Origin of the sequence: Prescottella soli (assembly GCF_040024445.1) — a bacterium.
Lineage (GTDB): Bacteria > Actinomycetota > Actinomycetes > Mycobacteriales > Mycobacteriaceae > Prescottella > Prescottella soli.
This window is the reverse complement of sequence record NZ_CP157276.1, coordinates 2,080,461-2,097,308: the sequence shown is the minus strand read 5'-3', so window position 1 is coordinate 2,097,308 and position 16,848 is coordinate 2,080,461. Positions and strand designations below refer to the sequence as shown.

Below are 16,848 nucleotides of genomic sequence, written 5' to 3'. Positions count from 1 at the left end.
TCCTAAACTCCCTCTCATACTGCGTCCGTCTCGCGCGGCGCGCCCACGACGGACGATCGGATTTGTATGTCTGCGGACCACCTGCCGGCTGCCCCCATGCTCGACGCGCCCGTCGCGGGTCTGCCCATCACCGCGGCGCAGTCCGAGGTCCTCGTCGCGCAGCAGTTGGATCCGCAGAGCACCATCTACAACCTCTCCCTGGTCGTGGAGGCCACCGGACCCATCGACCTCGACCGCGCGGTCGAGGCGATCCGCCGGACCGTCGGCCACGCGGAGGCACTCCACATTCGGTTCCGGGTCGGGGCGGACCGGACGCTGCGGCAGGTGCCGGCGCCGTCCGACGCGTGGCCGCTCGAGGTGGTCGACGTGCGCGACGCCGCCGATCCCGAGGCCGCCGCGCAGGAGTGGATGGACCGGGACATGGCGACCGTCGTCGAGGTCACGGGCGACGACGCGCTGTTCGCGCACGCACTGCTGCGGCTCGCCGACGACCACACCGTCTGGTACCAGCGCTACCACCACAGCATCATCGACGGCTTCGGCATCTCGCTGGTTGTCGCCGACATGGTCGCGCGCTACGGCGATCCCGGCCTCGAGTCGACGGCCGGGGCGTGGGCGCTGCGCGACCTCGTCGACGCCGACGTCGACTACCGCGGCTCGGCGCGGTTCGAGGCCGACCGGGACTACTGGCTGGCCGAGATCCTCGACGCGCCCGAGCCGCCGCAGATCTGCGCAGCCGGCGCCGACGCCTCGGAAACGCCCGAGTCCACGACCGTCACGATCGACGCCGCCATCGCGGACGCACTGTACGAGTTCGCGTCCGCCGCGGGAATCCGTCGCACTCGGCTGCCGATGGCGTTGATTGTCGCGTATCTCCATCGCGTCACGGGCCTGCGCGACCTCACGGTCTCGGTGCCGATGGCCGCCCGCGTCGGCCGCGCGATGCGCCGCACGCCCGGCATGGCGTCGACGATCCTGCCGGTGACGTTCCACGTGGATCCGGACGCCACCGTCGGCGATCTCGCGCGGGCGATCGACGCGCGACTGGTGGGAACGTTGCGCCACGGGCGTTTCCGTGGCGAGGACCTCGCCCGCGAGGTACGCGCGATCGAGCCCGACCGGCGTGTGTTCGGTCCGGGCATCAACTCGATGATGTTCGAGCACGTGCTCGAGTTCGCCGGCAGCCCCGCGCACATCCGCGGCTCGGTCACCGGGCCGGTCCGGGACCTCGACTTCTCGATCCAGGGCGGCGAGGACGGCGAGCCGATCCGCATCGACCTGCGCGCCCCGGCCGGGCAGCGCGCCGAACTGCTGCGGCACGAGGAACGTCTGGCGCACTTCGTGTCCCAGTTCCTCCGGAACCCGATGGCCACCGTGCGTGCGCTCGAGCCGATGACCGACGACGAACGCCGCCGCGTCCTGATCGACTGGAACGACACGGCCGAACCCCAGCCCTCGTGCACCGTCCCGGAACTGTTCGCCGAGGTCGCCCGTCGCGCCCCCGACGCCGAGGCGCTGGTGGCCGGCGATCGCCGCCTGACCTACCGCGAGCTGTCGGAACGGGTGGCGCAACTCGCGCACCACCTGCGCGAGCGCGGACTCGCAGCGGAAGAGGTTGTCGCCGTGGGACTTCCGCGGTCCGCCGAGATGGTCGTCGGCCTGCTCGCGGTGTTGTGCGCGGGCGGGGCGTTCGTCCCGCTGGACCCGTCGTGGCCGCGCGAACGACGTGATTCCGTGCTCGCCGACGCCGGCGCCCGACTGGTGCTCACCGGTGCGGGCGGCGTCGATGCGGGTGCGGACGCGGTGGACGTCGACCTCGATGCGTGGGCGCATGGTGAGTATCCGATCGAGCTGCCGGAGGGCGGTTTCGACGGCCGCCGCCTCGCGTACGTGATCTTCACGTCCGGCTCCACCGGCCGGCCCAAGGGGGCGATGATCCGGCACGAGGCGATCTGTGCGCGCCTGCTGTGGCAGCGCGAACGAGTCCTCGGCTTCGGCGCCGACGACGCCTCGCTGTTCAAGGCGCCGCTGTCGTTCGACATCTCCGTCAACGAGATCCTGCTGCCCCTGGTCTCGGGCGGACGCCTGATCGTCACCGAGTCCGGCGGTGAGCGCGACCCGCAGTACCTGCTCGATCTCATTGCCCGCGAACGCGTCACGTTCGTCTACCTGGTGTCGTCGATGCTCGACGTGCTGCTCGACCTGGCCCGCGGCACCGACCTGCTGTCGGGTCTGCGGCACGTGTGGTGCGGCGGCGAGGTGCTCACCCCGGACCTGTTCGACCGGTTCCGGCGACAGCTGTCGACGACGCTGTACCACGGCTACGGCCCGGCCGAGGCCACGATCGGTGTCTCGCACGTGATCTACCGCGACGACGCCGCCCGCATCGCGACGTCCATCGGCCGCCCCAACCCCAACACCCAGCTGTACGTGCTGGATTCGCAGCTGCACCCGGTCCCGGAGGGCATCGGCGGCGAACTGTACGCGGGCGGCTACCTGCTGGGCCGCGGCTACGTCGGCGCGCCCGGGCTGACGGCGTCACGCTTCGTCGCGAACCCGTTCGCGGACGACGGTTCCCGCCTGTACCGCACCGGCGACCTGGCGCGGTGGGCCGCCGACGGCACCCTCGACTTCCTCGGCCGCGCCGACAACCAGGTGAAGATCCGCGGCATGCGTCTCGAACTCGAGGACGTCGAGGCCGCGCTCGCGTCCAACCCGGACGTGCGGCACAGCGCTGTCCTGGTCCGCAAGACACCGGCCGGGGCCAACTACCTTGCGGCGTACGTGGTTGCGGACACCGGCCGCTCACTCGGCCCGGAGACGCTGCGGGCGTGGGCGTCGGACAAGCTGCCGGAGTACATGGTGCCGTCGGCCTTCGTCGTCCTGGACGAGTTCCCGCTCACCCCGAACGGCAAGCTCGACCGCCGGGCGCTGCCGGCGCCCGACCTGGCCGCGGCGAGCGAGCACGTCGCACCGCGGACCGCGCTCGAGTCAAGGCTGTGCGCGTTGATCGGCGACGTGCTCAGCCTCGAACAGGTGGGCGTCACCGACGACTTCTTCGCCCTCGGCGGCGACAGCATCGTCGCGATCGCACTCGTCAATCAGGCTCGGCGCGACGGCTTCTCGATCACCGCGCGCGACATCTTCCAACTCCGGACCGCCGGCGCGCTCGCGGCCGTGGTCGACGGCCGGGTCGCGGACGCGCAGGATGCCGACGACGTCGCGGTGGGCGAGGTCCCGGCGATCCCCGTCGTGGCGCGCGTGTGCGCCGCCGGAACCGACGTGCGCACCTTCCACCAGTGGGTGCTGGTGCAGACCCCGGCCGGGCTCGACGAGGAGACCGCGACGGCGGCGCTGCAGGCGGTCGTGGCGCGACACGACGCGCTGCGGGCCCGTTGGGACCGTGAGCGTGGCGTTCTCACGGTTCCGGCGACGGACCAGCCGGTGACGGTCCACGTGTCGGACCTGCCCGACGGCGACGTGGACGCCGCGGTGGCCGCCGATCGCGAGGTCATCGTCGACCTGCTCGATCCCGAGTCCGGAATCATGTTGCAGGCCGCCCTGTTCCGCTCCGACGACGCGCCCGGACGACTGCTGCTCGTCGCGCATCACCTCGTCGTCGACGGCGTGTCGTGGCGGATCCTGCTGGAGGACTTCGCGCGTGCCGCCACCGCGATCCTCGCCGAGGCAGAGTCCACGACCGGCTCGGCCGATGTCGACCTACCTCCGGTCGGGACGTCGCTGCGCCGGTGGGCGCACCTGCTGGACGAGCGCGCGCGGTCCGGCGCGTTCGACGACGAACTCGGCTACTGGCGGTCGGTGACGGCGCCCGGCGCGCTCGAGATAGGTTCGCGCGCGCTGGAACCCGCCACCGACACGTGGTCCACCGCGGACACCCTGACGGTGGAGACGACGTCGGACATCGCCGCGCCGCTGCTCGCCGACGTGCCCGCCGCGTACCACGCGGGCGCCGGTGACGTCCTCGTCGCCGCACTGGCCGTCGCGCTGCGGCGCTGGCGTGGCGCTGCGGGCGCGGATGTCCTGGTGGACCTCGAGGGCCACGGGCGCGAGGAGCACCTCGTCCGGCGGTCCGGCACGGCGCTCGACATCTCCCGCACCGTCGGCTGGTTCACCACCGTCTACCCGGTGCGCCTCGACGTCGCGTCGGATCACGTCCCGTCGGCGCTCAGGTCCGTCAAGGAGCAGCTCCGCCGCGTCCCGAACAACGGATTCGGTTACGGTGCACTGCGATACCTCACCGAGTGCGGAGACGAGCTCGCGACCGACACCGCGTCGCCGGTGCTGTTCAACTACCTCGGCCGCGTCGCGGCCGGCGCCGGCCGCGACTGGCTGCCCATCGCGACCGGCGGAGCAAGCGATCCGGCGATGCCGATGGGGCACGCCCTCACCGTCGACGTGATCGCCACCGACGGCCCCGACGGGTCGACGCTGCGCACCACGCTCACCTGGGCCGGGGGAGTGCTGTCGCGGGCCGAGGTCGACGAGTTCGCCGACCGGTGGAGCGCCGCGTTGCGCGAGATCGCCGACGCCGCGGCAGACGGCGGTCACACACCGTCGGACTTCCCGCTGGTGCCGCTGGCTCAGGCCGACGTCGACCACGTCGCGGAATCCGCCCGGACGCTGGCCGACATCCTGCCGACCACTCCGCTGCAGGACGGCATCTACTTCCACAGCGTTTACGAGCGCGACGGCGTCGCCGACTCCGTGGCCGATCCGTACGTGGTCCAGCAGATCGTCGAGCTGACCGGCGAGGTCGACGCGGTCGCGCTGCACCGGGCGCTGCAGGGCGTCGTCGACCGGCACGATGTGCTCCGGGCGGCGCTGCGCCCGCTCTCCGACGGCCGTGTGGTGCAGGTGGTCTCGGCGCGGGCGGACGTCCCGATGACCGTGCTCGACCTGTCCGGTGACCCCGACCTGTCGGGCACCGTCGACCGCGTGCTCGCCGAGGATCGGTTGCGCGGCTTCGACTTCGAGCGTCCGCCGCTGGTGCGCTACACGCTGGTCCGGGTCGAACCGTCGAAGTTCCTCCTGCTGCAGTCGATCCACCACGTGGTCGCGGACGGCTGGTCGGTGCCGGTGATGCTGCGGGAGCTCATGGCGCTCTACGCCCCGTCCGGCACCCCGCTCGCGCTGCCGGCGCCCGCGCCGTACCGGAACTACCTGGGATGGTTGGCGTCCCGTGATCGTGACGCGTCGCTCGCGGTGTGGCGACAGGCGCTCGCCGAGGCGGGTGAGCCGCCCGCGCTGCCCGGTGCCCCGGCCACGGGAGCGGCGGGCGTGCGCAGCGTGGAGGTCTCGCTGTCGGTAGCCGCGACCGAGGCGCTGGATCGGTTGGGTCGCGACCGCGGGCTGACCACCGGCACCTTCGTCCACGGCGCGTGGGGTCTGCTGCTGGCCCGCCTCACCGGCCGCCGCGACGTGCTGTTCGGCTCGACCGTGTCGGGCCGCGGCGGCGACCTGCCCGGCATCGAGTCCATGGTCGGACTGTTCATCAACACCGTGCCCGCCCGGCTCCGCCTGCGCCCCGACGAGACGGCCGCGGACGTCCTGACGCGCTGGCAGTCGGAGCAGTCGGCGCTGCTCGAGCACCAGTACGTGGGACTCGGTGAACTGCGCCGCCTCACCGGTCTGCAGGAACTCTTCGAGACGCTCGTCGTGGTCGAGAACTACCCGATCGGGAACACGGCCATCGCGGATCCGTCCGGCACCGTGCGACTCACCGGCATCCGGTTCGACGAGCATCCGCCGTACCCGCTGACGGTCGTCGCGGTGCCCGGCGACCGGCTGCGGTTCGAGGTCAAGTACGACGCCGCGCGCGTCGGCGACGCGACCGCCGCACAGATGGCGGACGGGCTCGTCGCCCTGCTGTCGGGGCTGCCGGACTCGATCGACCGCCCGGTCGCGGCGCTCGCGCTTGCCGGGCGCCCCGCGCCGGCGCCGCGCACCGAGTTCCCGTCCACGACCGTGCCCGCGCTGCTCGAGGAGCAGGCGGCGCGCACCCCCGAGGCCACCGCGGTGGTGTTCGAGGGGCGGTCGCTCACCTACCGGCAGCTGCACGAGCGCGCAAACCGACTGGCGCACCTGCTGATCGACCGCGGTGTGCGACCGGAGGCCAAGGTGGCCGTCGCGCTGCCGCGGTCGCTCGAGCTGATGGTGGCGCTGCTCGCGGTCGGCAAGGCCGGCGGCGCCTACGTGCCCCTCGACACGGGCTACCCGGCCGAGCGGCTCGCGTACATGCTCGAGGACTCGGCCCCGGTGTGCGTGCTGACGTCCGCCGCCGTCGCCGCGGGCCTCCCGGATGCCGGCGCCGAGACGATCCGCGTCGACGAGATCGACCTCGACGCATACCCGACCGAGCGGCCCGAGGTCGCGCTGTGCCCGCAGCACCCGGCGTACGTGATCTACACGTCCGGCTCCACCGGACGACCCAAGGGCGTCGTCGTCCCGCACGCGGGTGTGGTCAACCGGTTGCTGTGGATGCAGACGTTCCGGCCGATCCTGCCCACCGACCGGGTGCTGCAGAAGACCCCGTCGAGCTTCGACGTCTCGGTGCCCGAGTTCTTCGGGCCGCTCCTCGCCGGCGCGACCCTCGTGATCGCGCGGCCCGACGGCCACCGCGATCCGCAGTACCTGGCCGAGCTGATCGTCGACGCGAAGATCACCCGTGCCCATTTCGTGCCGTCGATGCTCGAGCTGTTCCTCGCCGAGCCCGAGGCCCGGGCGTGTGTGGGGCTGCGCGTGGTCGCGGCCAGCGGTGAGGCGCTCCCGCTGTCGGTGGCGCGTCGGTTCGCCGAGGTTCTGCCCGGGGCGCTGCTCGACAACCTGTACGGCCCCACCGAGGCGTCGGTGGAGGTCAGCTTCGCGTCGGCCGTGCAGGACCTGCCGGCCGACGCCGCCGCTGTCCCGATCGGCTACCCGGTCTCGAATACCGCTCTGTACGTTCTGGATCCGTACCTGCAGCCCGTCACCGACGGAGGCGCGGGGGAGCTCTATCTCGCGGGCCCGCAGCTGGCGCGCGGCTACCTCGGTCGCCCCGATGTCACCGCCGACCGTTTTGTCGCCGATCCGTTCGGCGCCCCCGGCGAGCGCATGTACCGCACCGGTGACGTCGTCCGCCGTGGCGCCTACGGTGCGGTCGAGTACCTGGGCCGCGCGGACGATCAGGTGAAGCTGCGCGGCTTCCGCATCGAGCTGGGGGAGATCGAGGCCCGGCTGGCCACGCACCCCGAGGTGGCCCACGCGGCCGCGGTGATCCGGGAGGACATTCCCGGCCACCAGCAGCTCGTCGGCTACCTCGTCGCCGACCCCGCGCTCGACACCGACGCCGTCCGCCGTCACGTCGCACGGGCGCTGCCGGAGTTCATGGTGCCCACGGCACTGGTCGTGGTCGAGGCGTTGCCGCTGAGCCCCAGTGGCAAGCTCGACCGACGGGCGCTTCCCGCACCTGTCGTCGAAACGTCCACGAGCCCGGACAGTTCGGCCCCGACCGGTCAGGCGTCCGCCGTCGCCGGGCTGGTCGCCGAGGTCCTCGGACGCGACACCGTCGGGGAGGACGACGACTTCTTCGCGCTCGGCGGCGACAGCATCCTCGCGATCCGTCTGGTGAACCTCGCTCGCCGCGACGGCATCTCGATCACCCCGCGGCAGATCTTCGAGCAGCGCACCGCGCGGGCGCTGGCGCGGCTGATCGGCGACGCCGACGCACCCGCGACCGAGGCCACGCCGACACGCACGCCGATCGTCACCACCGGTGACACCCTGCCCATGCCGGTCGTGCACCGGCTCTCGGAGTGGAGCGGCGGCACCGACCGCTTCAACCAGGCGGTGCTGGTGCACAGCCCCGCCGGCGCGACGGCCGAGAACCTCACGGCCGCACTGCGGTCCGTCCTCGACCACCACGACGGGCTGCGGCAGCGCCTGACCCGGCACGCGCCGGGGGTGTGGTCGCTGCACATCGCCGAGCGCGGCGCCGTCGCGCCGTCGCTGCGCCGCGTGGACGTCACCGGCCACGACGATGCGCAGTTGCGTGCGGTGATCGCGGCCGAGTCGTCCGCCGCGGCCGACCGCCTCGATCCCGAGGCCGGCGCCGTGGTCGAGGCGGTGTGGTTCGACGCGGGCGAGCACGACCTCGGACGCCTGCTCCTGGTCGCCCACCACCTCGTGGTCGACGGTGTCTCGTGGCGGGTGCTGCTCGAGGACCTGCCGATGTCGTGGGTGGCGGCCCGATCGGGTCTGCCCGCCGCCCTCGACCCCGTCGGCACCTCGCTGAAGGCGTACGCGGACCTCGTCACCGCGCATGCCCAGCAGCCCGCCCGGCTGCGTGAGCTGGCGCACTGGCGCGAGATCACCGCTCCCGGAGCCGAACTGGTGCCGTCCGCGCAGGGCGACGTCACGATCGGCACCGGATCGAGCCGCACCGTGCGGTTGACCGTCGCCGACACCGAGGCCGTGCTGACCGCCGTGCCCGCGCTCGCATACGCCGACGTCACCGACGTCCTGGTGACCGCGCTCCGCATCGCCGTCACCCGCTGGTTCGCCGGGCAGGGCCGCGCGTCGGACCTGCTGGTCGATCTCGAGCGGCACGGTCGTGAGGAGCTGGCGCCGGGCATCGACCTGTCCCGCACCGTCGGCTGGTTCACCAACATCAGCCCGGTGCGCCTTCCCGGCGGCACCGAGGGCGTCGATGCGCTCAAGTCCGTCAAGGAGGCGCTGCGCGCGGCGCCCGACGGCGGCATCGGCTACGGCATGCTGCGGTACGCCAACGCCCGCACCGCCGGGATGCTGGCCGCGGGTGCGTCGGCGCAGGTGCTGTTCAACTACCTGGGCCGGATGCCCGCCGGCCTCGTCGGGCCGTGGACCACGGCGCCCGAAACCGACGTCCTGGCAACCGATCCCGACGCCGACATGGGCGGCCCGTACCGGCTCCTCGTCAACGCGCTGTGCGAGGACACCCAGGACGGGCCCGTGCTGAGCGCGGTGTTCGGCTGGTCCGAACCGGACCTTTCCGCCGCGGACGCCCGCGCCCTGAGCGACGGTTGGGCGGCCGCACTGAGTGAACTGGTCGTCCTCGCCTCGCAGCACGACGGGCCCGCCGCGCTCACCCCGTCCGACGTCCCGCTGGCGGCCCTCACCCAGGGCGAGATCGACACCGTCGTCGACGCCGCACCCGCGGGCGTCGAGACCATCTGGCCGCTGTCGCCGCTGCAGGAGGGCCTGTACTTCCAGGCCGGAATCGCCGACGGCGCCGACATTTACACCGCCCAGTTCTCGCTGGACTTCGACCGGCACCTGGACCTGGAGCGACTGGCCGCCGCGATCCGCACCCTGCAGCGCCGCAACCCGACGCTGCGTGCCGGATTCGCCAGTGCGGGACTGACCGCGCCGGTGCAGTTCGTCAGCGCCGGACTCGACGTCCCGATCACCGAGGTGGATCTGCGCGACCTCGACGCCGCCGCCCGCGAGGAGCGGGCCGCGCAGCTGATGCTCGAGGATCGGCGCACGCCGTTCGACCTAGCGGCCCCGCCGCTGTGGCGGGCGACGGTGCTGCGCCTCGGCGAGGACCGCGACCGCCTGGTGATCAACCGCCAGTTCCTGCTGTGGGACGGCTGGTCCAACGGCCTGGTCGTCAGCCAGCTGCTCGCGCTGTACGAGACCGGCGGCGACGACACCGGATTCGTCACGCCCGACGGCGGATTCGACGACTACCTGTCCTGGCTCGCCGGCCGCGACGGCGGCGCCGCCGAGACGGCGTGGAGGCGCGCGCTGTCCGGGCTCGAGGAGCCGACGCTGCTCGCCCGGCGAACCGGCGAGCCGACGGGTCTGCCCGACCGCCGCGACGCCGTGCTGTCCCGCGACCTCGGCGAGCGCCTGCGCGCGCAGGCCGCGCGGGCGGGCGTCACGTTCAACGCGATCCTCAATGCGGCGCTCGGAGTGGTGCTGGCCGGTGCGACCGGGCGCGGTGACGTCGTGTTCGGCACGACGGTGGCGGGCCGCCCGCCGGAGGTGCCGGGAATCGACTCGGTGGCCGGCATGTTCCTCAACACCGTGCCGGTGCGGATGTCGCTGCGGCCGAACGAGTCCGTCGCCGATCTGATGCGTCGCACCCAGTCCGAGCGGCTGGAGCTGATGCCCTACGACTACCTCGGCCTCGCGGCGATCCAGCGGACGAGCGAGCACCGCGAACTGTTCGACGTGCTGTACGTGCTGCAGAACTTCGTCGACGAGAACCAGGTCTCGGCGCTGCACGCCGCGCACGACATCAGCGGCGGCGACAGCATCGACCACACGCACTACCCGCTGACGGTGGTCGTCACGCCCGGCGCCGAGACCAAGGTGAAGTTCGAGTTCCACCCGGACACGGTGGCGGCGAAGGACGCCGAGCGCATGCTCACGGGATTCGTCCGACTGCTCGAACAGTTCGCGGATGACGTCGACGTGCTCGTCGGCCGGACCGACACACTCGCGCCGTCGGACCGCAGCCGCATCGAGGCGTACCGCACGGAGACCACACACCCGTTGCCGGAGAAGACGATCGCGGACCTGTTCGCCGAGACCGCGCAGCAGATCCCGGACACCACCGCGCTGGTGTTCGGCGACGTCACCGTCACGTACGCCGAGCTGGACGCCCGGATCAACCGGATGGTGCGGGTGCTGCTCGCGCACGGTGCCGGTCCCGAGAAGATCGCGGCGCTGGCGCTGCCGCGGTCGGTGGAGACCGTCGTCGCGCTGTTCGCGGTGCTGCGGACCGGTGCCGCGTACCTGCCGCTCGAACTGGACCACCCGGCCGAGCGTCTGGTCGGGATGCTCGACGACGCTCGCCCGGTGACGATGGTGACCACCTCGGCAGTCGCCGAAAGCCTCTCGGCGGCAATGGTGGACACGATCGTCCTCGACGACGCGACTGCCGTCGACACGCTCCGCGCCGCCGACGGGTCCGCGCTCACCGACACCGAACTCGGCGGCTTCGCGCCCGGCACCCCCGGCCGCCTGGACCATCCCGCCTACGTGATCTACACGTCCGGCTCCACCGGCCGACCCAAGGGCGTCGTGACGCCGTACCGCGGCCTGACGAACATGCAGTTCAACCACCGCGAGGCGATCTTCGAACCGGTCGTGCGCGGGTCGGGCGGGCGCACGCTGCGCATCGCGCACACCGTGTCGTTCGCGTTCGACATGTCGTGGGAGGAGCTGCTCTGGCTCGTCGAGGGCCACGAGGTGCACATCTGCGACGAGGACCTGCGGCGTGACGCACGGGCGCTGGTCGCGTACGGCGACGCGCACGAGATCGACGTCGTCAACGTGACCCCCACGTACGCGCGGCATCTCATCGAGGAGGGCCTGCTCGACGACGGACCGAGACGGCACCGACCGCCGCTGGTGCTGCTCGGCGGCGAGGCCGTCTCCGATCAGGTGTGGGACGCGTTGCGCGACACCGACGGCACGTCCGGCTACAACCTGTACGGCCCCACCGAGTACACGATCAACACGCTCGGCGGCGGTACGGCGGACAGCGCCACGCCGACGGTGGGCCGGCCGATCTGGAACACCGCCGCGCACATCCTCGACGGCTGGCTGCGGCCGGTCGCCGACGGCGTGCCGGGCGAGCTGTACATCTCCGGTGTCGGGCTCGCGCGCGGCTACCTCCACCGGTTCGGCCTCACCGCCGAGCGGTTCGTCGCCGACCCGATCGTGGGCGGCGGAGCCCGGATGTACCGCACCGGCGACCTGGTCCGGCGCGGGTCCGACGGCAACATCGACTTCCTCGGCCGCACCGACGACCAGGTGAAGATCCGCGGGCACCGAGTCGAACTGGGCGAGGTCGAATCCGTGCTGGCCGCGCTCGACGCGGTGCGCCAGGCCGCGGTGATCGCCGACGCCGGACCGGGCGGGGTCAAGCGTCTGGTCGCCTACGTGGTGCCCGCGCGCGCGGGCGCGGCCGTCGACGTCGCCGCTCACGCGCGGAAGGTGCTGCCGGACTACATGGTTCCGGTCGCCTTCATCGAGGTCGACACGCTGCCCATGACCGTCAACGGCAAGCTCGACGTCCGGGCGCTGCCGTCCGCCGACACGGTGCTCGGACAGGGTTCGGACGAATCCCGTGCGCCGCGGGACGCCGTCGAGGAGGCCCTGTGCCGACTGTTCGGCGAGGTCCTCGAGCTGGACGTCGAGCTCGGCATCGACGACAACTTCTTCGACCTGGGCGGGCACTCGCTGCTCGCCACCCGGCTGATCAGCCGGGCGCGCGCGGAACTGTCTGCCGAGCTGACGATGCGGGACCTGTTCGAGGCACCCACCGTCGCCGAGCTCGCGCGTCGGATCTTCGGGCGCGGAGAGTCGACCCGACCGGTGCTGGTGGCGGGGGAGCGACCCGAGCAGCTGCCGCTCTCGCCGGCGCAGCAGCGGCTGTGGGTGATCCAGCAGATGGAAGGCGATTCTGCCGCCTACAACTTCCCGATCGTGCTGCGCCTGCGCGGTGACCTCGACGCGTCCGCGTTCACGGAGGCACTCGCCGACGTCGTCGCCCGGCACGAGGTGCTGCGCACCGTGTTCGACGAACACGACGGGGAGCCGGTCCAGGTGATCCTGGCCGACGCGCGGCCCGAGGTGGCCGTCGTCGAGGCGGAGCCGGATGAGACACCCGCGCTGGTGGCCGCCGCGGTCGGGCGCCCGTTCGACCTCACCACCGAGATTCCCGTGCGCGCCACGGTGATCCGTATCGGTCAGGGCGAGCACGTGCTCGCCCTGGTCCTGCACCACATCGCCACCGACGAGTGGTCGGACCGGCCGTTCCTGCGCGACCTGATGGTCGCCTACGCGGCACGCGTCCGCGGCGCGGCGCCGGAGTGGGCGCCGCTGCCGGTGCAGTATGCGGACTTCACGCTGTGGCAGCGGGCGCTGCTCGGCGAGCCGTCCGACGCCGACTCGCTGATCAGCGGCCAGCTCGACTACTGGGCCGGCGTCCTCGACGGTGCACCGGAGGAACTGGCGCTCCCGGCGGATCGCACCCGGCCCGCGCGCCCCAGCTTCGCCGGTGGCGCAATCGAACTCGACCTGGACGCCGATACGACCGGCGCATTGCGGGCACTCGCCCGCGAGCACGGCGCCAGCATGTTCATGGTGCTGCACGCTGCGTCGGCCACCCTGCTGCAGCGGCTCGGCGCCGGCGACGACCTGCCGTTGGGTGCGCCGGTCGCCGGGCGTGCCGAGCAGGGACTCGACGACCTGGTCGGCTTCTTCGTCAACACGGTGGTGCTCCGCACCGACGTCTCGGGTGACCCGACGTTCGTGGAACTGCTGGCCCGGGTCAAGGACCTCGACCTGGCCGCGTTCTCGCACGCGGACGTGCCGTTCGAATCCGTCGTCGAGCGACTCAACCCGGCTCGCACGCTGGCCCGGAACCCGCTGTTCCAGGTGATGGTCGGCTACCACAGCCGCACCGCCGACCCGGCGCCGTCGCCCGACCTGGCGCTCGCGCCGGTGTCGATCGAGGAGCGCACCGCCAAGTTCGACCTGGTGTTCAACTGGACCGAATTCCTCGACGAGGAGCGGGTGCGGTTGCGGCTCGAGTACAGCGCCGACCTGTTCGACCGCGACACCGTCGACCGCATGGCCCGCCGCCAGGTCGCGGTCCTCGGGGCCGTCGCCGCGGATCCCGCGACCCGGGTGTCCGACGTCGACGTGTTCCTGGGCGGCGAGCGCGACGCGGTGCTGCGCGCCTTCAACGACACCTCCCGTCTCGTCGAGGAGCTGACGCTGCCGGAGGCGTTCGAGCGGTGGGCGCGGGAGACCCCCACGGCGGTGGCCGTCGCGGACCGGAACGGCGAGGCGACGTACGCCGAGCTCGACAAGCGGTCCAGGAGCATCGCGGCCGTCCTCGCGGCACGCGGGGTCCGCACGGAAAGCGTGGTGGGCCTGGCCGTTCCGCGGTCGATCGACATGGTGGCGTCGGTGCTCGGGGTGTTGCGTCTGGGCGCGGCCTATCTACCGCTCGATCTGACCCACCCGGCGGACCGCATCTCGTACATGCTCGAGGATTCGGGTGCCGGGATCCTGCTGACGACGTCGTCCGAATCGGCGCGCATCGCCGCGCCGGACCTCGAGCGCGTCCTGCTCGACGATCCACTCGTGATCGCCGAAACCTACGGTCGCACCACCGACGGACTGCCGACGCCGCCGCCGGGGCTCGAGCACGCGGCGTACGTGATCTACACGTCCGGCTCGACGGGCCGTCCCAAGGGCGCGGTCCTGCCACATGAGGGCATCATGAGCCTCGTCGCGACGGCCGAGGACCGGATGAAGCTGACCACCGGGTCGGTGGTCATGCAGTTCGCCTCCGTCGGCTTCGACGTCGCGGTGTTCGAGTTGTCGATGGCGCTGTGCACCGGGTCGGCGTTGGTGATCGTCCCGGAGGAGGCCCGCGTGGCCGGTCCGGAGCTCACCGACTTCATGCACGAGCGCAAGGTCACGCACGCGATCCTGCCACCGTCGCTCATGGCCGCACTGCCGCCGGGATGTGCTGTGCCGGAAGGCTGCACCGTGCTGGTGGGGACCGAGACGGTGCCGCCGGACCTGATCGGTCGCTGGGCCGAGCGGTTGAACCTGCTCGCCGCCTACGGGCTCACCGAGGCGACGGTCAACAACACGCTGTGGCAGGCGCAGCCGGGGTGGACGCAGTCGGTGCCGATCGGCATCCCCGACCCCAACGAGCAGGCCTACGTCCTCGACGACCGGCTGCGTCCGGTGCCGCCGGGCATCGCCGGTGAGTTGTACATCGCCGGGCGCGGTCTGGCACGGGGCTACCTGGGCCGGCCGGCGCTCACGGCGGGCCGGTTCATCGCGAATCCGTACGGGCCGGGGCGCATGTACCGCACCGGTGACCGGGCGCGGTGGCGGTCCGACGGGAACATCGACTTCCTCGGCCGCGTCGACGACCAGGTGAAGATCCGCGGGTTCCGGATCGAGCTCGGCGAGATCATCGCCGCGCTCGCGAGTCACCCCGGGGTGAGCCAGGCCGCGGTGGTCGCAGACACCGGCGGCGGCATCACCCGACTGGTCGGCTACGTGTCACCGGAGTTCGTCGACGGATCGGATTCCGCTCCCGCCGTGGACGCGTCGGAGGTTCGTGCGCACGCCGCTCGGACGTTGCCGGACTACATGGTGCCGACGATGGTCGTGGTGCTGCCCGGTGCGCTGCCGCTCACCCCGAACGGCAAGCTCGACCGAAAGGCGTTGCCGGCGCCGGACTGGGCGATCCTCGCCGGCGACGGCAGCCCGCGCGACGACGTCGAAACCGAACTGTGCGAGATCTTCTCGGAGATCCTGCGCCTGCCCGTGGTCGGCATCCACGACGGCTTCTTCGACCTCGGCGGGCACTCGATGGCCTCGATGAAGCTCGTGGGCCGGGTCCGCACCGTGTTCGGGCGCGAGATCACCATCCGTGACGTGTTCGACGCCCCGACGGTGGCCGAGCTGGCCGAGGTCGTCCGGCGTGCCGACAACCCCGGGCGGCCGGCGCTGGTCGCGACCGGCGACGACGCTCCCGTCTCTCTGGCCCCGGCGCAGCGGCTGCACTGGCTGCGTCACCGCGCCGCGGGGTCGTCCGCGCGGGCCGACCATGCGCTCGCGCTACGACTGCGAGAGCGCATCGATCCCGAGATGCTGGCGCGGGCACTCGACGACGTCGTCGACCGGCACATGCCGCTGCGAACCGTGTTCGCGCCGGACGGTTCCGAGGTGTTCGCCTCCGACGGTCCACGCCCGGGCATCGACGTGATCGACGTCGGCGACGACGACCTGCACCGGCGGGCCTACGAGCTGGCACAGCTCCGGATCGACCTCACCGGGGAGGCGCCGCTGCGCGTGCACCTGGTGAGCGACGACGCCGGACGTCAGGTACTGCTGCTCACGATGCACTACCTCGCGGTGGACGAGTGGTCGGTGGTGCCGCTGCTCGGAGACCTGTTGTCCGCGTATGCGTCCCGCGCCGGCGGCAGTGCGCCGCAGTGGGAGCCGCTCGCGGTGGAATACCCGGACTACGTGCGCTGGCAGCAGCGGTTGCTCGGTGACCCTGCCGATCCGTCGAGCCGACACGCCCGACAGCTCGAATACTGGCGGAACAGGCTGTCCGACATGCCCTTCCGTCTCCACCTTCCCGCCCCGGCGGGAGTGCGGGAGCCGCGGCGCGAGATGGTGTCGATCGAGATCGATGCCGACCTGCACGACGGGATCGACCGGCTCGCGGTTCGCACCGGGACGAGCATGTTCATGATCCTGCAGGCGGCGTTGGCCACGCTGCTGACGAGGAGCGGTGCGGGCACCGACATTCCGATCGGCTCGCTCGTCGCGGGCCGATCCGAGGACGCGCTCGCTCCGATGATCGGGTGCTTCTTCAACGTCGTCGTGATGCGGACCGACACGAGCGGAACCCCGGACTTCGAGGAACTGCTCGCCCGCGTCCGTTCCTCGAATCTCGAGGCGCTCGATCATCAGGACGTCGGATTCGCCTACGTTGCAGCCGAACTCGATGGCGCCAGTGCCGGCGGTCGCTATCCGCAGGTGATGCTGGTCCACCACGAGCAGGCCCGCTTCGATGCGCTCGAGGGCGTGCTCGACGGGTTCCTGCCGGTGCCGGTCGGACAGCCGTCGGCGGAGCTGACGCTCAGTTTCTACGAGCCGGCGGGGACGGGTCCGGTGCACGCCCACTTCGAGTTCTCCACCGGTGCGCTCGACCGCGACGCGGTCGTGGGGTGGGCGCGGGAGCTGTCGGCGCTGCTGGCGTCGGTCGTGAGCGGGGGAGGTGTCGCCTGACTCGGATCGGCTGTGACGCGT

General features: G+C 72.1%; 1 protein-coding gene. It reads left to right on the top strand.

What is annotated here, in order from left to right:
* The first annotated feature begins 66 nt into the window (after positions 1–66).
* The gene (locus ABI214_RS09855; RefSeq protein WP_348609465.1) at positions 67–16,827 is read left to right on the top strand and encodes an amino acid adenylation domain-containing protein; all 16,761 of its coding nucleotides are present in this window, start codon (positions 67–69) and stop codon (positions 16,825–16,827) included.
* Positions 16,828–16,848: the final 21 nt, after the last annotated feature.

Excerpts from the sequence above, each read along its gene's own strand:
- ABI214_RS09855 (WP_348609465.1), top strand. The coding sequence starts at position 67 with ATGTCTGCGGACCACCTGCCGGCTGCCCCCATGCTCGACGCGCCCGTC.